The organism is Microbacter sp. GSS18 (genome assembly GCA_029319145.1).
In the GTDB taxonomy this organism is placed as follows: Bacteria; Actinomycetota; Actinomycetes; order Actinomycetales; family Microbacteriaceae; genus Microbacterium.
The window spans coordinates 1,013,082-1,031,577 of record CP119753.1; the positions used below are offsets into that span (position 1 = coordinate 1,013,082).

Here is an 18,496-nt window from a genome sequence, read left to right on the forward strand (position 1 = left end):
GACTTGACAAGGGTCTTACTAGTGTCCGAAGACGACCGGCGACAGCACGGGAACCGTCGGTGAAAGGCGAGACGTGACTCCAGGCACGAACACCAAGGCACGAGCAGCGGCAGCGAAGGACACCGAGACGGAAGACGTCGAGGCGACCCAGGCGACGGCGGCGAAGAAGGCTCCCGCCAAGAAGGCGCCCGCCGCGGGCGCGCGCAAGGGCAAGGCCTCCCCGAAGAAGGCTGCGCCCAAGAAGAAGAAGAACGACGGCGAGGACGACGAGGACGTCGACATCGACGAGGCCGCCGATCTCGACGCGGACAACGACTCCGACGAGGCCGACTCGGGCAAGTCGGGCGCCAAGGGCTCGTCGGACGACGACGATGACGACAGCGCCCCGAAGCCGGCCGTCGAGCCGCTGCCGACCGGCGCCATCGTCATCCGCTCCGGCGACGAGGACGAGGTCCCGGTCTACTCGACCACCATCACGGGCGCGACCGCCGACCCGGTGAAGGACTACCTGAAGCAGATCGGCAAGGTCCCGCTGCTGAACGCGGCCGAAGAGGTCGAGCTGGCCATGCGCATCGAGGCCGGCCTGTTCGCCGAGGAGAAGCTGTCGCACATGTCGGCGGCCGAGAAGTCCTCGCAGCTGGGCCTGGACCTGCAGTGGGTCGCCCGCGACGGCCAGCGCGCCAAGAGCCACCTGCTCGGCGCGAACCTGCGCCTCGTGGTGTCCCTCGCCAAGCGCTACACCGGCCGCGGCATGCAGTTCCTGGACCTCATCCAGGAGGGCAACCTGGGCCTCATCCGCGCCGTGGAGAAGTTCGACTACACCAAGGGCTTCAAGTTCTCGACGTACGCCACGTGGTGGATCCGTCAGGCGATCACGCGCGCCATGGCAGACCAGGCCCGCACCATCCGCATCCCGGTGCACATGGTCGAGGTCATCAACAAGCTCGCACGCGTGCAGCGCCAGATGCTGCAGGACCTGGGCCGCGAGCCCACGCCCGAGGAGCTCAGCCGCGAGCTCGACATGACCCCCGAGAAGGTCATCGAGGTCCAGAAGTACGGCCGCGAGCCCATCTCGCTGCACACGCCCCTCGGTGAGGACGGCGACAGCGAGTTCGGCGATCTGATCGAGGACACCGACGCGGTCGTCCCCGCGGACGCCGTGGGCTTCACGATGCTTCAGCGTCAGCTCGAGTCGCTGCTGGACTCGCTCTCCGAGCGCGAGGCGGGCGTGATCCGCATGCGCTTCGGCCTGGGCGACGGCCAGCCCAAGACCCTCGACCAGATCGGCGACACGTTCGGCGTGACACGGGAGCGGATCCGTCAGATCGAGTCGAAGACCATGGCGAAGCTGCGTCACCCCTCGCGGTCGCAGTCGCTGCGGGACTACCTCGAGTGAGCGGGCAGGCCAACGCCGGCAAGGCACTCGAGATCCAGGTCGACGGGGCGTCGTATCAGCGCATCCCGATCCGAACGCGGGTCGTCATGCCCGGCGACGACCTGGACGCGTTCATCAGCGAGTACGCGTCCGGCGTCGTCGAGGCGGGCGACATCCTGTTCGTCACCGAGAAGATCGTGGCCATCACGCAGGGCCGGTCGTACCTGGTCGAGGAGATCCAGCCACGCAGGCTCGCGCTCTTCCTGTCGAAGTACGTCACGCGCACGCCGTACGGGATCGGTCTCGGCATGCCCGAGACGATGGAGATGGCGCTGCGCGAGTGCGGCACGCCCCGCATCCTGTTCGCCGCGGCCGTGTCGGCCGTCACCAAGGCGTTCGGGCGCAAGGGCGACTTCTACCGCATCGCCGGCGACAAGGCACGCGCCATCGACGGTCCCACCAGCGGCACCATCCCGCCCTACAACAAGGCGGTCGTGCTCGGCCCGAGCAAGCCTCGCGAGGTCGCGCGCCACCTGCAGACGCTGCTGGCGCGCGGCGTCGAGGTCGCCGTCGTCGACATCAACGACCTCGGCGGCAACATCCTCGGCTCGACGCTCGACGCGGCCGGCGAGAAGCGTCTGGTGCAGATCCTGGGCGACAACCCGCTCGGTCAGGGGCACCAGTCGACACCGCTCGGGATCGTGCGCCCCGTCTGACGCCCCGCACGGCATGCACCGGCCCCGGTCCCGCCTCGGCGGGCCGGGGCCACTTCGCGTCAGAACCCGATGGCGTCTCGGTAGCGCTGCTTGTGGCCGGTGCGGATGCCGGTGACGCTCGGCTTGTTCTCGTACACGCCGGCGCCCCAGTTGCCCTCGACCAGGACGGGCCCGTCGGGCGTCACCACGATGTCCCAGCCGACGTACTGCACCTGCGGCACGACGCGGGCGACCTGATCGACGAACGCCTTGACCTCTTCGACCATCGGCAGCTGGAAGTCCGCGATGCGCAGCCCCGAGTCCGGGTGGACCTCGTGGACGTGGGCGTGCGAGTCGTAGCCAGGGCCCACAGCGTGCCCGTCGTCGTCGAGCATCGTGTAGAAGCCGCCGAACGTCATCTGGTCGCTCACCTCGCCGCGGCCGAACTTCTGGGCCATCGCGAGGATGTGCGTCCTCTCACCGTCGAAGAACGCGGTCACACGCGTCGTGTTGACCGTTCCAGGGCACACGGCGGCCAGATCCGGATGCTGCCGGATGACCTCTTCGATCAGCAGCTCGCCGCGCTCCAGCAGTCCGCGATGGAAGGCCTCCCAGTCCTCGACCTCCGACGCGTGGTAGCGATGGACGCCGGTGCCGGCCTGACCGATCGGCTCCTTGGTCACGACGGTTCCGAGCCGCTCGGTGAACGCGCGCACCTCGTCGGCGTTGCCCTCCTCGACCACCATCCAGTCCCGCTTCAGGAAGTCCGAGAACGTGCGGTCGAACTCAAGCTTGTCGTGGAAGACGTGACGGTGGGCCGGATCGTCGAACCTCTGCGACAGCTCGTTGGACACCGGATGGGTCATGTAGGTCGCGCGCTCGGCCGCCGTGAGGATCGCGAAGTCGTAGTCGACGTAGTCCTGGAATCCGACCTGCCGGAAACCCGCCGACCACAGCATGTCGACGACGACGGCAGGAGTCCACTTGCCGTGCAGCTCGCTGGTCTCCTTGGCGCGCTCCCACACGGAGCCCACGTCGATGCGGCGGGCGCGGGCGGCGAGGTAGCGGAGGCGGGGTGCGAGGCCGAGCGTGGGCATGGGTCTCCAAAGTCGGGGATGGGGGACCCGGATAGTCTAGGGGGCGTGACTGCGGCGAACCTCGGCGGACCTGCGCGCGCCGGTGGCAGCTCTCCTCGCGCCCAGGTCTCGCGTGCCGCGCTCGCCCGCAACGCCCGACTCGCCCTCGGATCGGCCGCACCCGGCGCCCGGATCGTCGGCGACGTGCGTGCGGATGCCTGGGGACACGGCGCCCTGCTGGCGGCGCAGGAGCTTCTGGGCGCCGGGGCCGACGTCCTGCGCGTCGACGCGGCGGCGGAGGCGGTGCTGCGCGCAGCGGGCATCCATGCCGTCTCGTCGTCCGCCGAGCCGACGATCGACACCAGGACCGTCCTGGGGCTTCCCGGGGGCGATGACGCCGCCCGGCCGGTCCTCACGCTGCGCGGTTCGATCCTCTCGATCAAACCGCTGCGTGCCGGAGAGGGCGTCTCGTACGGGTACCGCCATCGCGCGCCCGTGGACACGAACGTCGCGTTGGTGACCGGGGGATACGCACAGGGCATCGTGCGGTCGCTCGGCGACCGCGTCGAGGTCGCCAGCCGCGTCGGCCGGCACGGGATCGTCGGGCGCGTCGCCATGGACGTGTGCGTGGTCGACGTCGGCCCGGCTCCGCTGCAGCGCGGCGACGACGTGCTGTTCTTCGGCGACCCCGAGCGGGGAGCGCCGTCGCTGGCCGGATGGGAGAGCGCGGCCGGGCTCGCGGCCGCCGAGATCGTCGCCGTGATCGGTGTCCGCGCCGTGAGGGAGGTCATCGAGTGACGACGGAGCTGGTCATCGACGGTGAGGCGTTCGTCGCGAATCTCGAGGCGATCCGCGCCCGTGTCGCGCCGGCGCATCACATGCTCGTCGTGAAGGACGACGCGTACGGCCACGGGCTCGCGGAGACCGCCGTGCGTGCCCGGGCCGCGGGGGTCGGCCGCTTCGGCGCATTCGATGTGCGGACGGGTGCGGCGGTCCGCGCCGCGCTCGGAGACGACGTCGATGTGTTCGTCTGGATCGTCGGAACGCAGGCCGAGGCCGAGGAGGCGATCACCGCAGGCCTCGAGATCGGCGTCGGCGACGCCCTTCTCCTCGAGGACGTCGCGGCCGCGGCCGCTCGCTGCGGCTTGCCGGCCCGCGTCCATCTGAAGGCGGACACGGGCCTGCACCGCAACGGCGTGCGACCCGAGGAGTGGGCCCCGTTCGTTGCTCGCGCCGCCCGGCTCCAGCGCGCCGGCGCCATCGACGTCATCGGCGTGTGGAGTCACATCGCCGAAGCCTCCGACGCCGAGGACGACGCTGCCCGCTCGCTGTTCGACGACGCCGTGGCGCGTGTCCGCGAAGCCGGCCTGTCACCGCGCCTGCGGCACCTGGCGGCCAGCGCCGCCTCGTTCGCGCGCCCCGAGTTCCGCTACGACATGGTGCGGGTCGGCGCGTTCGCCTACGGCATCCGTCCCGCAGGCGGCCCGGCGGCCGGCGACGTGGGGATCATCCCGATCGCGAGTCTCCGGGCGCCCGTGCTGCGTGTCGCGGCCGACCACGTCGTGGCGGCCGTGGGGGCGCTCCACGGCATCCCGTCGTCCCTCGCGGGCGCCGTGGACGTCGGCACACCCGCCGGCCCCCGGCGTCTCACCCGCATCGACGCGTACGAGAGCCGCATCGAGACGTGGCCCGGAGCGGGCGCCGGCGACGTCGTGACCGTCTTCGGTCCCGGTCGGGCAGGGGAGCCGTCCGCGACCGGGCTCGCGGAAGCCGTCGATACGATCGGCGAAGAGATCGCAGTCCGGGTCTCGCCCGGCATCCCGCGTCGGTGGCGCTGAGCCGCGCGGCGGTCTCAGGCGCCCTCGGCCAGACGAGCGGTCTCGTCGTGCCACGTCGAGGCGACGGAGCGGAGCTTCTCCTCGTACTTGCGGCCGTGGTGGGCGCAGAACAGCAGTTCGCTGCCGTTGACCTCGGCGGCGATGTAGGCCTGCGCGCCGCAGGAGTCGCACCGGTCCACCGCGGTCAGGCGGTACTCGATGAGGGCGGCGGGATCGGCGGTCGTGGAAATCGTGGTCATGTCGGTGCCTCCTCGTTCGCGGTCAGTGCTTCTTCTGGTGCTGACATGTAACCACGGGATTGTTTCGAGAATGCCGCGAACGTGTCACAGTTCGCTGAGCGCGTACGAGCGCGCGCCCGAACCGTGTCTGTGCGCGGGTGAGGCGGACGGCGCGGATACTCTTGGAGATTGTGACCGCCGAATACTCCGCTCATCACCTGCAGGTGCTCGAGGGCCTCGAGGCGGTGCGCAAGCGCCCGGGCATGTACATCGGCTCGACGGACTCCCGGGGACTGATGCACTGCCTGTGGGAGATCTTCGACAACTCCGTCGACGAGGCGCTGGCGGGCCACGGCTCGCGCATCGACATCATCCTCCACTCCGACGGCAGCGTCGAGGTGCGAGACCGCGCCCGAGGCATCCCGGTCGACGTCGAGCCGCGCACGGGCCTGACGGGCGTCGAGGTCGTCTTCACCAAGCTTCACGCCGGCGGCAAGTTCGGCGGCGGTTCGTACGCGGCCTCGGGCGGACTCCACGGCGTCGGCGCCTCCGTCGTGAATGCACTGTCGGAGCGCCTCGACGTCGAGGTCGACCGGGGCGGCAAGACCTGGGCGATGTCGTTCCATCGCGGCGAGCCCGGAGTGTTCGCGAACGGCGCACCCGATTCGGCGTTCACGCCGTTCGAGAACAGCAGCCAGCTGCGCCAGGTCGGCCGTGCGGCCAAGGGCGTCACGGGCACGCGCATCCGCTATTGGGCCGACCCGCAGATCTTCACCAAGGATGCCGCTTTCCAGGCCCAGGAGCTCGAGCAGCGCGCACGCCAGACGGCGTTCCTCGTCCCCGGCCTCGAAGTGGTCGTCTCCGACCAGCGCGGCGACGAGCCCGTCGAGACCACCTACAAGTACGACGGCGGTATCTCGGAGTTCGCGGAGTTCCTCGCGCCCGACGCGCCCGTCACCGATACGTGGCGGCTCGACGGCAGCGGCACCTTCACCGAGACCGTCCCGGTGCTGCAGCCCGGCGGCGCGATGGTGCCGACCGAGGTCGAGCGCGAGTGCCACGTCGACGTCGCCGTGCGATGGGGGACCGGCTACGAGACGGTCGGACGCTCGTTCGTCAACATCATCGCGACGCCCAAGGGCGGCACGCACCAGCAGGGGTTCGAGCAGGGGCTGATGAAGGTTCTGCGCGCGCAGGTCGAGCAGAACGCGCGCCGGCTCAAGGTCGGAGGCGACAAGCTCGAGAAGGACGACATGCTCGCCGGCCTCACGGTCGTGCTCACGGTCCGCCTGGCCGAGCCGCAGTTCGAGGGACAGACCAAGGAAGTCCTCGGCACGCCCGCGGTGCGTCAGATCGTCTCGAGCGTGGTCTCGAAGGAGCTCGCCGCCCGCTTCGCGTCGACCAAGCGCGACGACAAGTCCCAGACGGCTCAGCTGCTGGACAAGGTCGTGTCCGAGATGAAGGCCCGCGTCTCGGCGCGCGCCCACAAGGAGACCCAGCGCCGCAAGAACGCGCTGGAGTCGTCGACGCTGCCGGCGAAGCTCGTCGACTGCCGCTCGAGCGATGTCGCCGAGTCCGAGCTGTTCATCGTCGAGGGCGACTCGGCGCTGGGGACGGCCAAGCTCGCACGCAACAGCGAGCACCAGGCGCTGCTGCCGATCCGCGGCAAGATCCTGAACGTCCAGAAGGCCTCGATCAGCGACATGCTCTCCAACGCCGAGTGCGCCTCCATCATCCAGGTGATCGGTGCGGGGTCAGGGCGCTCGTTCGACATCGGCGCGGCCCGCTACGGCAAGATCATCCTCATGAGCGACGCCGACGTCGACGGCGCCCACATCCGCACGCTCCTGCTCACGCTGTTCTTCCGCTACATGCGGCCGCTCATCGAAGAGGGACGCGTCTTCGCCGCCGTGCCTCCGCTGCACCGCGTGGTCGTGATGAATCCCGGCTCCAAGCCCAACGAGACGATCTACACGTACAACGAGAAGGAGCTGCACGCGCTCCTGACCAAGCTCGGCAAGGCCGGCAAGCGTTGGCAGGAGCCGATCCAGCGCTACAAGGGCCTGGGCGAGATGGACGCCGAGCAGCTGGCCGGCACGACCATGGACCGTGCGGGGCGCCTGCTGCGCCGCGTCCGGGTGTCGGATGCCGAAGCGGCCGCCGGCGTGTTCGAGCTGCTCATGGGCAATGAGGTCGCGCCGCGGCGCGAGTTCATCATCGACGCGTCGGATCGCCTGGCCCGCGAGCGCATCGACGCCTGACCCGCCGACCCGTCGGGGACGTCCGGCACGTCCGGGACGCACCATGTCCCGAATTTGGTTGCTTGTCGGCCGCCGGGGCGGCTAATTGTGGGACACGCTCCGGCAGCTGCTGGGGTGGTGTCCCGAATTTGGTTGCTTGTCGGCCGCCGGGGCGGCTAATTGTGGGACACGCTCCGGCAGTTGCTCGGGTGGTGTCCCGAATTTGGTTGCTTGCCGGCCGCCGGGGCGGCTAATTGTGGGACACGCTCCGGCAGTTGCTGGGGTGGTGTCCCGATTTTGGTCGCTTGCCGGCCGCCGGGGCGGCTAATTGTGGGACACGCTCCGGCAGTTGCTGGGGTGGTGTCCCGATTTTGGTCGCTTGTCCGGCGCCGGGGCGACCGAAAGTGGGACATGGCGCCGACACGCGGGCGAGAACGGACCGGGCGAGAACGGACCGGGTCGCCCGAGGAGACGGCGTCGCGCCCTGCGACGGTGCGCGGTGCGCCGCGGGGTCAGCGGACGACGGTGCCGACCGAGCCGACCACCGCGTCGAGCATCTGGCCCGACGCGTCGCGCTTGGCGCCGGGGTCGGGAAGCTTGCGGGTCGCGCCGTCGGTTCCCACCGCGCGGGGGTCCGCGCCCACCCATGCGAGCGTGAGAGCGTCCTCGCCCTTGAGGAAACGCTGCGCACGGACTCCGCCGGTGGCGCGGCCCTTCGCGGGGTACTCGGCGAAGTCCGAGACCTTTCCGGAACCGGCATCCGTGCCCGAGAGCGCCTCGGACGTTCCCGCGACCGTCACGACGACGGCATCCTCGGTGCCGGCCGCGACGACGCCGAAGAAGATCGCCCGGTGGTCCGCAGAGACGCGGACGCCCGCCATGCCGCCGGCCGACCGGCCCTGGGGACGCACGGCGTCGGCGCCGAAGCGCAGCAGCTGCGCATCGGTCGTGACGAACACCAGTTCGCTGTCGTCGGGCGCCGGCGCCGCGCCGACGACCCGGTCGCCCGGCTTCAGCGCGATGATCTCGACGTCGTGCTTCGCGGCGATCTCGGTCGCCGACACGCGCTTGACGACGCCCTGAGCCGTGCCCAGCGCGATCGGGGGCGAGTCCACGAGCGGCACGATCGCGACCACGTGCTCGTCCTTGTCGAGGGCGAGGTACTGGTCGGCGCGCGTGCCGGCGGCGGGCTGGACCGAGTTGCCCGGGACCGACGGGAGGTCGACGGGGGAGAACCGCACGAGGCGGCCTGCACTGGTGACCGCCGCGAGGTCGCCGCGGGTCGTGGTGTCCACCGACGAGCGGATCGCGTCGTGCTTCGACCGGCGGGTCGGCGTCACGATGCCTCCGGCCGGGTCCTCGGCCGACAGCTCGGCGCGCACCATGCGGCCCGTGGACGTGAGGTAGACACGGCACGGCGCATCGGCGATCTGGAGGTCGGGCGCCTGCTTCGACCGCGAGGCGCGGGCGGTGACGGGGCCGCCGTTGAGCAGCAGCGTCCGTCGGGGGGTGCCGAACGCCTCGGCGGCCGCCTCGAGCTCGCTCGCCACCTGGGCGCGCAGCAGGACGTCGCTGGCGAGGAGCTCGCGCAGTTCCGCGATCTCGGCCTGCAGCGTGTCGCGCTCCTTCTCGAGCTCGATGCGCGAGAACTTCGTCAGACGCCGCAGGCGGAGCTCGAGGATGTACTCCGACTGCGCCTGCGACAGGTCGAAGACCTCCATGAGGCGAGTGCGGGCCTGATCGCCGTCGTCCGACGTGCGGATGACCTGGATGACCTCGTCGATGTCGAGGATCGCGATGAGGAGACCCTCCACCAGGTGGAGGCGCTCGGTCCGGCGCGCCAGCCGGTACTCGCTGCGACGCGTCACGACGCGGATCCGGTGGTCCAGATAGACCCGCAGCATGTCCTTCAGCCCCAGCGTCTGCGGCTGCCCGTCGACGAGAGCGACGTTGTTGATGCCGAACGAGTCCTCGAGAGGCGTCACGCGATACAGCTGCTCGAGCACCGCCTTCGGGTCGAACCCGGTCTTGATGCCGATGACCAGACGCAGACCGCGATGGCGGTCGGTGAGGTCGGTGACGTCGGCGATGCCCTGGAGCTTCTTCGCCCCGACGGCATCCTTGATCTTCTCGATGATGCGCTCGGGGCCGACCAGATACGGCAGCTCGGTCACGATGAGCCCGGTCCGGCGGGGGCCGATGGGCTCGATCGAGACCTTGGCGCGCGTGCGGAAGACGCCGCGACCGCGCGCGTAGGCGTCCTTGATCCCGTCGAGCCCGACGATGATGCCGCCCGAGGGCAGATCCGGCCCGGGCACGAACTCCATGAGCTCCTCGAGCGTGGCCTCGGGGTTCTCGAGCAGGTGTGTCGCGGCGGCGACGACCTCGTTGAGGTTGTGCGGCGCCATATTCGTGGCCATGCCCACGGCGATGCCGGATGCGCCGTTGACGAGCAGGTTCGGGAAGGCCGCAGGCAGCACCTCGGGCTGCTGGAACTGGCCGTCGTAATTGGGGATGAAGTCGACGACGTCCTCGTCGAGGTTCTCCGTGAGGGCCAGCGCGGGTGCGGCCAGGCGGGCCTCGGTGTACCGCGCGGCGGCGGGGCCGTCGTCGAGCGAGCCGAAGTTGCCGTGGCCGTCGACCAGCGGCACGCGCAGCGAGAACGGCTGGGCGAGGCGCACGAGCGCGTCGTAGATCGCGGCGTCGCCGTGCGGGTGGAGCTTTCCCATCACCTCGCCGACGACGCGGGCGCTCTTGACGTGACCGCGATCGGGCCGCAGGCCCATCTCCGACATCTGGAACAGGATGCGGCGCTGGACGGGCTTGAGCCCGTCGCGGGCGTCCGGCAGCGCTCGGGAGTAGATGACCGAGTAGGCGTACTCGAGGAAGGACCCCTGCATCTCGGTCGAGACGTCGACGTCTTCGATGCGGCCGTGGTCGGCTGCGGGGGAGTCTGTGCGGGATGCGGGCATGACGATGTGGTGGCCTCGGGATACGGCGGGTGGAAGGGGCCGGAGTGCGATGTGCGAGACTGGCCCGGATGTCCCTCAGCCTACCTGTGGACCCGGCTCGGGCCCGGAGCCTCACCGACGTGGCGTCGCAGATGATCGCATCGCTCGACGGCCGCTCCGCATGGTTCCCCGGCGTCGACAGCGTCATCGCCTTCGTCATCGACGGGCTCGGGGCGCGGAACCTGGCGGCGCGGGCCGGCCACGCCCGATTCCTCGCCCGCGCCGGGTCGAAGCGCGATGTCGCGCGCACCGTCTTCCCCTCGACGACGGCGAGCGCGCTGACGAGCCTGCTGACGGGATCGCCGGTCGGCCGCCACGGAATCGTCGGCTACCGGGCGCGCGTGCCGGGTACCGACGACGTGGTCAACCAGCTTCGCGGCTGGGACGCCGGCGAGATCGCCGACGAGTGGCAGCGGACGGCGCCGCTGACGGCCGCGGGGCGACCGAGCTTCGCCGTGACCAAACAGGAGTACTCCGGAACGGGATTCACGCGGGTGACGCTCGACGGCGCCGAGTTCCACGGGGCGGACGACCTCGCCGAGCGCGTGCACGTGGCCGCCGACCTCGCGCGGCGCCATCCGGGCTCCTTCACGTACCTGTATGCACCCGAGCTCGACTCCATGGGGCACCGTCGCGGATGGGAGTCCGACGAGTGGGTCGGCGTCCTCGAGCGCGTCGACGCCGCCGCCCGCACGCTCGCCGACGCCGCGTCGCCGACCACGGGCATCGTGATCACGGCCGACCACGGCATGGTCGACGTCCCCCGGCATCGGCATGTGCTGCTGGGCGAGGGCGACGCTCTCACCGAGGGCGTGAGGCTCATCGGCGGCGAGCCGCGCATGCTGCACCTGTACGTCGAGGAGGGTGCGGCCGCCGACGTCCTCGCCGCGTGGCGCGCGGCCGAGGGGCATCGCTCGTGGGTGCTCTCGCGCGCGGAAGCCGTCTCCGCCGACCTGTTCGGCCCGGTCGACGATGATGTGCGCGACCGCATCGGCGACGTCCTCGTCGCAGCGCGGGCGGGAATCGCGTACTACGACGACCGCCTCGCCGACAAGGGTCCCCAGCGCATGGTCGGCCAGCACGGCTCGCTGACCGACGAGGAGCGCATCGTCCCGCTGCTGCGTCTGGGGGCCTTCGCGGCGGAGTGAGTCAGTCCTCGGTGCGGGCGCCGAAGACGATCTCGTCCCACGACGGCATCGAGGTCCGGCCCTTGCGCCTGCCCGCCTCGGCGACCGCGGGCGCAGGAGGCGTCTCCTCCTCTTCGAGAGGGGTCTCGGCCGCCGGCTCGTAGCCGGGCTCCAGGGCGTCGAAGAGGGCGACCGGCGCATTCCGGTTCTCGGACTCCTCGGGCTCCGCCTCGGGCAGCGGCTCCCGCTGCCCGCGACGACGGCGCAGCGCCTCGAGGAGGTCGGCCGTCTCGGCGGATGTTGACACCGGCTCCTCACGACGCTTGATCGCCGCCTCCTGAGCAGGCGTCGGCGCGATCACCAGATCGGGCACCTCGGACGGCGCGTCGGGCTCGGGCTCGCGTCGCGCGTCGAAGGACGCGCTGTCGAATCGGGATTCGTCTTTCTCCGCCGCGTTGTCGAGCGCGCGCAGGCGAGGGATCAGTCCTTCGGGCAGAGAGCCCTGACGTGAGAGCTGGACCGCATCGGCGTTGTTCGGAGTCAGGGTGCTGCGACGCGGCTCGAATCCCCAGCGCGCGTCGTGGTCGACGTCGGATGCCGTGAACTCGAGCTTGACGATCCAGCCCGACTGCTCCTTCCAGCTGGTCCACCGCTCGCCGATGGCGCCGGCTTCGCTCAGCTTGGAGCGAACGGCCTCCCCGAAGGTCGGCTTGGCGTCGGAGTCGAAGTCGCCGGCGACCAGCACGGGTACCGCCAGGGCCTGTCCGACGATGTGCTCGCGCTCGGCGAGCACGGGCCCCTCGAACCGCTGGACGTCCTCGACGCGCGCGTCCAGGAGCTCGGCGACCTCCTCGGTCGACAGTCCGGCGCGGATGTGCGCCTGGATCTCGCGAGGGCTCGGGCGCGGGCGTTCCGGCACTGCACTGTGCTCACGGCGCGCACGGCGCAACTCGGCGCGCAGCACCTCGTCGAGCGAGAGCGCGAACCTCTCGCCGGCTTCGTTCGCCATGACGAGACGGTCGTTCTCCGTTCCAATGAGCCTGAGCTGTTCCATGCGAACGCCTCTTTCGATCCAGCCGTCTGCGCAACATGCTGACACAGCGCCCGGCACGCGCCGGGAATATCCCGCGCGTGGCGCGGGTTTCCGGGCCATGCGCGAGTGGTCGATGAAATCCCATTTGCGAAAAGACCCCTGTTCATGCAAACTATGGCCGCCCGATTCGCCGGGCGCCCTGCGAGACTCCGGAAGTAGAGACATCCCCCTATGGCAACCGACTACGACGCACCCCGTAAGTCCGAAGACGACAGCGAGTCGATCGAGGCTCTCAAGGAGCGCGTTCCCGACAAGCGCTCGGGCTCGGTGGACGTCGAGGATTCGGACAACCCCTCGGGCTTCGAGCTGCCCGGCGCGGACCTGTCGGACCTCGAGCTCGATGTCGTCGTCCTCCCGCCGCAGGAGGACGAGTTCACCTGCATGAGCTGCTTCCTCGTGAAGCATCGTTCGCAGCTCGACCACGACGGCGCGGACGGCCCTATCTGCTCGGAGTGCTCCGCCTGACCTGAGCGCGGCGCACCGCCGCCGCCAGCCGGTCCGGCGTGCGGGACGACAGCACCCACGCCGGAGCCGGATCATCCGGGTCGAGCACCGGGATCGTCACGATCCCGTCGATGCCGCCGCGGATGACATGCCAGCAGCGCGGGTCCAGATCCTGGCCCCGCGCGAGGCGCGCCGCTTCATCCGAGAGCACCTGGGGGGCGCCCAGCAGCGTCACGTCGATGCGCGCGCGGCCCGCCCGGAGCCGGCCGTCGGACACGTCGAGCACCGGCGAGGCCAGCACCAGGAGCGCGATGAGTGCGACCCCGGCGAGTGCGCCGACGACCAGCGCGAGTGTCGTGTCGACAGGCGCGAACACCAAAGCGACCATGGGCGCGGCGCCGCCGGCGGCGGCGAGCACCCAGAGTGACGGACTCAGGCGCTCTCGGTACGGCTCTGCGGTGTCGACGTGGCTCACTGTTATCTGCATTACCCTCGTGGAGTGACTGAATCCGTGGACGTCCCCATTATCGCGTCCGAGGCTCCCGTCTACGCCCACCCGGGCGACGCCGGCGCGGATCTCGTCTCGGCCGAGGCCCTTCGGCTCGAGCCCGGCCGGCGCGCGCTGGTCGGGACCGGCGTGCGCATCGCGCTTCCGGACGGCTACGCGGCGTTCGTCGTCCCGCGCAGCGGACTGGCGGCTCGGCACGGGATCACCATCGTCAACGCGCCCGGCACCGTCGATGCCGGCTATCGCGGTGAGATCAAGGTCGCGCTGCTGAACACCGACACCACCGAGGCGTTCGACATCTCGGTGGGCGACCGCATCGCACAGCTGATCGTGATGCCCGTCACGCGGGCCCGCTTCATCCCGGTCGACGACCTGCCCGACAGTACCCGAGGCGAGGGCGGATTCGGATCGACCGGCTACCAGAAGGAAGAAGTCCAGGCATGAGCGACACGACACCCGACGGGCCCGCCGAGAAGTCCGCGCCCGACGATCGCACCACCGGCGGCCCGTTCGACGAGTCCGAGGCCAATCCGGTCAGGCCGTACATCGACCTGGGAGGGATCAAGGTCCTCCCGCGCGACGGGCTCAACCTGCGGCTCGAGGTCGAGGAGCAGACCAAGCGCATCGTCGCCGTGGGCCTGGACTACGCCGAGTCGACTCTCCAGGTCCAGCCGTTCGCCGCGCCCCGCTCCAGCGGACTGTGGCATGAGACACGTGAGCAGATCCGCGGTCAGATCCGGCAGCAGGGCGGTCGGGTCGAGGAGCGCGAGGGGCCGCTGGGCCCCGAGCTGCTCGCCGAGGTGCCCGTGACGGCGGCCGGCGGCGCGTCGGGCACGCGTCTGGCCCGCTTCGTGGGCGTCGACGGCCCTCGATGGTTCCTCCGCGGCGTCATCGGAGGCGCGGCGACCGCCGACGTCGAGGCCGCCGCGAAGGTGGAGGACCTCTTCCGCTCCCTCGTCGTGGTGCGCGGCGGAACGCCGATGCCCCCGCGCGACCTCATCCCGCTGCGGATGCCCGCGACGCCGGGCTCGTCGTGAGCGATCGCGAGGAGGCCGCGCCCGAACCGGCCGCCTCCGACCCGGCGGCGGCCGAGCCGAGCGCCTCGGAGCTGCTCGGTCAGGCGCTCGGCGGTGCCGCCAAGCGGGCGGGCCTCGACCCGTCCGAGGGCGCTTCGACGGGGCATGTCGTGTGGCACGCGATGGGCGGCTGGCGCGGCATCCTGGAGTCGGTCCTGCCCGGACTGATCTTCATCGTCGTCTACACCGTGACGATCGACCCGGCCACCGGCGACGGCGCCCTCTGGCTCGCCCTCGGGCTCTCGGTGGGCGTCGCGGCCGTCTTCACCCTCGTGCGGCTCATCGCCCGCCAGCCCGCCGCGGCGGCGCTGGGCGGACTGGTCGCCGTCGGCGTCGCGGCGGTGTTCGCGCTGCTGACAGGGGAGGCCACCAACAACTTCGTGCCGGGCTTCATCACCAACGCGGTCTACGGGACGGCGTTCCTGGTCTCTGCGCTCGTCGGCTGGTCGCTGATCGGTCTCGCGGCCGGCTTCCTCATGGGGGAGGGGACGGCGTGGCGCGGCGATCGTCGCAAGCGACGCGTCTACTTCTGGCTCGCCATCGCGTGGGCCGGCCTGTTCGCCGCCCGTCTCGCGGTCCAGCTCCCGTTCTACTTCGCCGACGACGTGACCGCACTGGGCACGCTCAAGCTGATCATGGGGCTGCCCCTGTTCGCGCCGATGGTCGCGGTGACGTGGCTCGCCGTGCGCGCTCTCTACCCGCGCCGGGACACCTGATACATTTATCTCGACATCGAGATAAATTCGCCGAGCGCGGTTAGGACTGCCTCACTAGCAGTACGCTGTGCGCGCGGGAGAAGATGGGCGTGGATGGGAAGGCTCCCGTCCCGCCGCCGACGAAGGAGACACACGTGTCCAGTGTTGACAGCTTCGGTGCCAAGAGCACCCTGACAGTCGGCAGCACCGACTATGAGATCTTCCGCATCGACACGGTGCCGGGCTACGACAAGCTGCCGTTCAGCCTGAAGGTCCTCCTGGAGAACCTGCTCCGCACCGAGGACGGTGCGAACGTGACGAGGGCGCAGATCGAGGCCCTCGGCTCGTGGGATCCCAGCGCCGAGCCCGACACCGAGATCCAGTTCACGCCGGCGCGCGTGGTCATGCAGGACTTCACCGGCGTCCCCTGCATCGTCGACCTCGCCACGATGCGCGAGGCCGTCACGGCGCTGGGCGGCGACCCGAACAAGATCAACCCGCTCTCGCCCGCCGAGATGGTCATCGACCACTCGGTCATCGCGGACCTGTTCGGCAGTGAGAACGCCCTCGAGCGCAACGTCGAGATCGAGTACCAGCGCAACGGCGAGCGGTACCAGTTCCTGCGCTGGGGCCAGACCGCGTTCGACGACTTCAAGGTCGTCCCCCCGGGCACCGGCATCGTGCATCAGGTGAACATCGAGCATCTCGCGAAGGTCATCTACGACCGCGAGGTCGGCGGCGTCCTGCGGGCCTACCCCGACACGTGCGTCGGCACCGACTCGCACACGACGATGGTCAACGGGCTCGGCGTGCTGGGCTGGGGCGTGGGCGGCATCGAGGCCGAGGCGGCCATGCTCGGCCAGCCCGTGTCGATGCTCATCCCGCGCGTCGTGGGCTTCAAGCTCACCGGCGAGATCCCCGCCGGCGTCACCGCCACCGACGTCGTGCTGACGATCACCGACATGCTGCGCAAGCACGGCGTGGTGGGCAAGTTCGTCGAGTTCTACGGCGCCGGCGTCGGCTCCGTGCCGCTGGCCAACCGCGCCACCATCGGCAACATGAGCCCCGAGTTCGGCTCGACCGCGGCGATGTTCCCGATCGACGACGTCACCCTGGACTACCTGCGCCTCACCGGCCGCGACGAGCAGGCCGTCGCCCTCGTCGAGGAGTACGCGAAGCTGCAGTCGCTGTGGCACGACCCCGCCGTCGAGCCGGTGTACAGCGAGTACATGGAGCTCGATCTCTCGACGGTCGTCCCCTCGATCGCCGGCCCGAAGCGCCCGCAGGACCGCATCCTGCTCGCGGACGCGAAGGAGCAGTTCAACAGCGACCTGACGAACTACGCCGACGACGACCACGACCTGGTCGACCTGACGATCTCGGAGTCGTTCCCCGCGTCCGACCCGCCCGGACTGTCGCCCGAGGACGAGCACAGCCACCACGAGCACCACCACCACTCGCACGCACCCAAGACGGTCTCCAAGCCCACGCCGGTCACGACCGCCGACGGGGCGTCGTACACGCTGAACCACGGCTCGGTGGCCCTCGCGGCGATCACTTCGTGCACCAACACCTCGAACCCGTCGGTCATGATCGCCGCCGGGCTGCTGGCGAAGAAGGCGCTCGACAAGGGGCTCAAGAGCAAGCCGTGGGTCAAGACGACGCTCGGCCCCGGCTCGAAGGTCGTCACCGACTACTACGAGAAGTCGGGCCTGGACAAGGCTCTCGAGGGCCTCGGGTTCTTCACCGTCGGCTACGGCTGCACGATCTGCATCGGCAACTCGGGTCCGCTCATCGAGGAGGTCTCGACCGCGGTCAACGCCAACGACCTCGCGGTGACCGCGGTGCTCTCGGGCAACCGCAACTTCGAGGGCCGCATCAGCCCCGACGTGAAGATGAACTACCTCGCGTCCCCGCCGCTCGTCGTGGCGTACGCGCTGGCCGGATCGATGAACTTCGACTTCGAGACCGACCCGCTGGGTACGGACGCCGACGGCAACGACGTCTTCCTCAAGGACGTGTGGCCCGCTCCCGAAGAGGTGCAGGAGATCATCGACTCCTCGATCTCGCGCGAGCAGTTCATCAAGCAGTACGCCACCGTGTTCGAGGGCGACGAGCGCTGGAAGACCCTTCCGACGCCCACCGGCCCCGTCTTCGAGTGGGATGCCGACTCGACGTACGTGCGCAAGGCGCCGTACTTCGAAGGCATGTCGATGGAGCTGACCCCGGTCGGCGACATCACCGGCGCGCGCGTCATGGCCACGCTCGGCGACTCGGTCACCACCGACCACATCAGCCCGGCCGGCAACATCAAGCCGGGCACCCCGGCCGCGCAGTACCTGACCGAGCACGGCGTGGAGCGCAAGGACTTCAACTCCTACGGGTCGCGCCGCGGCAACCACGAGGTGATGATCCGCGGCACGTTCGCGAACATCCGTCTGAAGAACCTCATGGTCAGCGCGGTGAACGACGGACAGGTCGTCGAAGGCGGCTTCACGCGCGACTTCACGCAGGCCGGCGGTCCCCAGTCGTACATCTACGACGCGTGCATGAACTACGCGGCCGAGGGCACCCCGCTCGTGGTCTTCGGCGGCAAGGAGTACGGCTCGGGCTCGTCGCGCGACTGGGCGGCCAAGGGCACGAGCCTGCTGGGCGTCAAGGCGGTCATCACCGAGAGCTTCGAGCGCATCCACCGCTCGAACCTCATCGGCATGGGCGTCGTGCCGCTGCAGTTCCCCACCGGCGAGAGCTGGGACTCGCTGGGCCTCGACGGCACCGAGATCGTCTCGATCACGGGTCTCGAGCAGCTCAACGAGGGCGTGACCCCCAAGACGGTCCACGTCACCGCGGCTCCCAGCGAGTTCTCCGCCGAGGGCAAGCCCACGGTCGAGTTCGACGCCGTCGTCCGCATCGACACGCCCGGCGAGGCCGACTACTACCGCAACGGCGGGATCCTGCAGTACGTGCTGCGCTCACTCGTCTGAGCATCCGTCCGAGGGCCCGGGATCCACATCCCGGGCCCTCGGACGTTCCCGCCGATCCGGCTGGTCGCGACCGGCCCCGGGTAGAATCGGGGGACTGACCGAGACCGCGCTCCCAC

16 protein-coding genes are annotated in these 18,496 nt (G+C 70.2%); 11 read left to right on the plus strand and 5 right to left on the minus strand.

What is annotated here, in order from left to right:
- Positions 1-73: 73 nt before the first annotated feature.
- Both P0L94_04820 and P0L94_04825 read left to right on the plus strand, forming a co-directional pair.
- Positions 74-1,396, plus strand: coding sequence for an RNA polymerase sigma factor (locus tag P0L94_04820; protein ID WES65394.1), 1,323 nt, complete (start codon positions 74-76; stop codon positions 1,394-1,396).
- Positions 1,393-2,091 (plus strand): coenzyme F420-0:L-glutamate ligase, encoded by a 699-nt coding sequence (locus P0L94_04825; protein ID WES65395.1) that lies wholly within the window; start codon positions 1,393-1,395, stop codon positions 2,089-2,091. The genes P0L94_04820 and P0L94_04825 overlap by 4 nt, the downstream gene beginning before the upstream one ends.
- Before the next feature lie 59 nt (positions 2,092-2,150).
- Here P0L94_04825 and P0L94_04830 read toward each other — a convergent pair whose 3' ends face one another.
- On the minus strand, positions 2,151-3,167 hold the full coding sequence (locus tag P0L94_04830) for a sugar-transfer associated ATP-grasp domain-containing protein (protein WES65396.1): 1,017 nt from the start codon (positions 3,165-3,167) through the stop codon (positions 2,151-2,153).
- A gap of 45 nt (positions 3,168-3,212) precedes the next feature.
- Here P0L94_04830 and P0L94_04835 point away from each other — a divergent pair, with 45 nt between their 5' ends.
- Both P0L94_04835 and P0L94_04840 read left to right on the plus strand, forming a co-directional pair.
- The gene (locus P0L94_04835) at positions 3,213-3,944 is read left to right on the plus strand and encodes an alanine racemase C-terminal domain-containing protein (protein ID WES65397.1); all 732 of its coding nucleotides are present in this window, start codon (positions 3,213-3,215) and stop codon (positions 3,942-3,944) included.
- Positions 3,941-4,984: an alanine racemase gene (locus P0L94_04840; protein ID WES65398.1), complete on the plus strand. Its 1,044-nt coding sequence runs from the start codon at positions 3,941-3,943 to the stop codon at positions 4,982-4,984. The genes P0L94_04835 and P0L94_04840 overlap by 4 nt, the downstream gene beginning before the upstream one ends.
- A 14-nt stretch (positions 4,985-4,998) precedes the next feature.
- Here P0L94_04840 and P0L94_04845 read toward each other — a convergent pair whose 3' ends face one another.
- On the minus strand, positions 4,999-5,223 hold the full coding sequence (locus P0L94_04845; protein WES65399.1) for a hypothetical protein: 225 nt from the start codon (positions 5,221-5,223) through the stop codon (positions 4,999-5,001).
- Positions 5,224-5,393: 170 nt separating this feature from the next.
- Here P0L94_04845 and P0L94_04850 point away from each other — a divergent pair, with 170 nt between their 5' ends.
- Positions 5,394-7,463: a DNA topoisomerase IV subunit B gene (locus P0L94_04850; protein WES65400.1), complete on the plus strand. Its 2,070-nt coding sequence runs from the start codon at positions 5,394-5,396 to the stop codon at positions 7,461-7,463.
- Between the two features lie 491 nt (positions 7,464-7,954).
- Here the strand turns inward: P0L94_04850 and P0L94_04855 are convergent, their stop codons facing one another.
- On the minus strand, positions 7,955-10,414 hold the full coding sequence (locus tag P0L94_04855) for a DNA topoisomerase IV subunit A (protein ID WES65401.1): 2,460 nt from the start codon (positions 10,412-10,414) through the stop codon (positions 7,955-7,957).
- A 119-nt stretch (positions 10,415-10,533) separates the two neighbouring features.
- On the opposite strand from P0L94_04855, the gene P0L94_04860 reads away from it, so the two are divergent.
- A complete protein-coding gene (locus P0L94_04860; GenBank protein ID WES65402.1) occupies positions 10,534-11,601 on the plus strand; it encodes an alkaline phosphatase family protein in 1,068 nt (355 codons plus the stop codon).
- Position 11,602: 1 nt separating this feature from the next.
- On the opposite strand, the gene sepH is transcribed toward P0L94_04860, so the two are convergent.
- Positions 11,603-12,634, minus strand: coding sequence for a septation protein SepH (sepH, locus tag P0L94_04865; GenBank protein ID WES65403.1), 1,032 nt, complete (start codon positions 12,632-12,634; stop codon positions 11,603-11,605).
- A 210-nt stretch (positions 12,635-12,844) separates the two neighbouring features.
- Between sepH and P0L94_04870 the strand changes: the two genes are divergently transcribed.
- On the plus strand, positions 12,845-13,138 hold the full coding sequence (locus tag P0L94_04870) for a DUF4193 domain-containing protein (GenBank protein WES65404.1): 294 nt from the start codon (positions 12,845-12,847) through the stop codon (positions 13,136-13,138).
- Here the strand turns inward: P0L94_04870 and P0L94_04875 are convergent.
- Positions 13,113-13,592 (minus strand): DUF3093 domain-containing protein, encoded by a 480-nt coding sequence (locus P0L94_04875; GenBank protein WES65405.1) that lies wholly within the window; start codon positions 13,590-13,592, stop codon positions 13,113-13,115. The two genes, P0L94_04870 and P0L94_04875, sit on opposite strands and share 26 nt — an antisense overlap.
- A 24-nt stretch (positions 13,593-13,616) precedes the next feature.
- Here P0L94_04875 and dut point away from each other — a divergent pair, with 24 nt between their 5' ends.
- The 4 genes from dut (at position 13,617) to P0L94_04895 (ending at position 18,380) form a co-directional block, all read left to right on the plus strand.
- Positions 13,617-14,069 carry a dUTP diphosphatase gene (gene dut / locus P0L94_04880; GenBank protein WES65406.1) on the plus strand — a complete coding sequence of 151 codons (453 nt, stop codon included), beginning with the start codon at positions 13,617-13,619 and terminating at the stop codon, positions 14,067-14,069.
- Complete coding sequence (locus P0L94_04885; GenBank protein ID WES65407.1) at positions 14,066-14,662, plus strand: DUF3710 domain-containing protein; 597 nt, start codon at positions 14,066-14,068, stop codon at positions 14,660-14,662. Before dut ends, P0L94_04885 begins: the two co-directional genes overlap by 4 nt.
- Positions 14,659-15,417, plus strand: coding sequence for a DUF3159 domain-containing protein (locus P0L94_04890; protein ID WES65408.1), 759 nt, complete (start codon positions 14,659-14,661; stop codon positions 15,415-15,417). The genes P0L94_04885 and P0L94_04890 overlap by 4 nt, the downstream gene beginning before the upstream one ends.
- Positions 15,418-15,551: 134 nt before the next feature.
- Complete coding sequence (locus P0L94_04895; GenBank protein WES65409.1) at positions 15,552-18,380, plus strand: aconitate hydratase; 2,829 nt, start codon at positions 15,552-15,554, stop codon at positions 18,378-18,380.
- Positions 18,381-18,496: the final 116 nt, after the last annotated feature.

What these genes read in the sequence shown, in the direction of transcription:
- P0L94_04830 (WES65396.1), bottom strand. Translation starts at nt 3,167, where the DNA reads ATGCCCACGCTCGGCCTCGCACCCCGCCTCCGCTACCTCGCCGCCCGC.
- P0L94_04845 (WES65399.1), bottom strand. Translation starts at nt 5,223, where the DNA reads ATGACCACGATTTCCACGACCGCCGATCCCGCCGCCCTCATCGAGTAC.
- P0L94_04855 (WES65401.1), bottom strand. Translation starts at nt 10,414, where the DNA reads ATGCCCGCATCCCGCACAGACTCCCCCGCAGCCGACCACGGCCGCATC.
- sepH (WES65403.1), bottom strand. Translation starts at nt 12,634, where the DNA reads ATGGAACAGCTCAGGCTCATTGGAACGGAGAACGACCGTCTCGTCATG.
- P0L94_04870 (WES65404.1), top strand. Translation starts at nt 12,845, where the DNA reads ATGGCAACCGACTACGACGCACCCCGTAAGTCCGAAGACGACAGCGAG.
- P0L94_04885 (WES65407.1), top strand. Translation starts at nt 14,066, where the DNA reads ATGAGCGACACGACACCCGACGGGCCCGCCGAGAAGTCCGCGCCCGAC.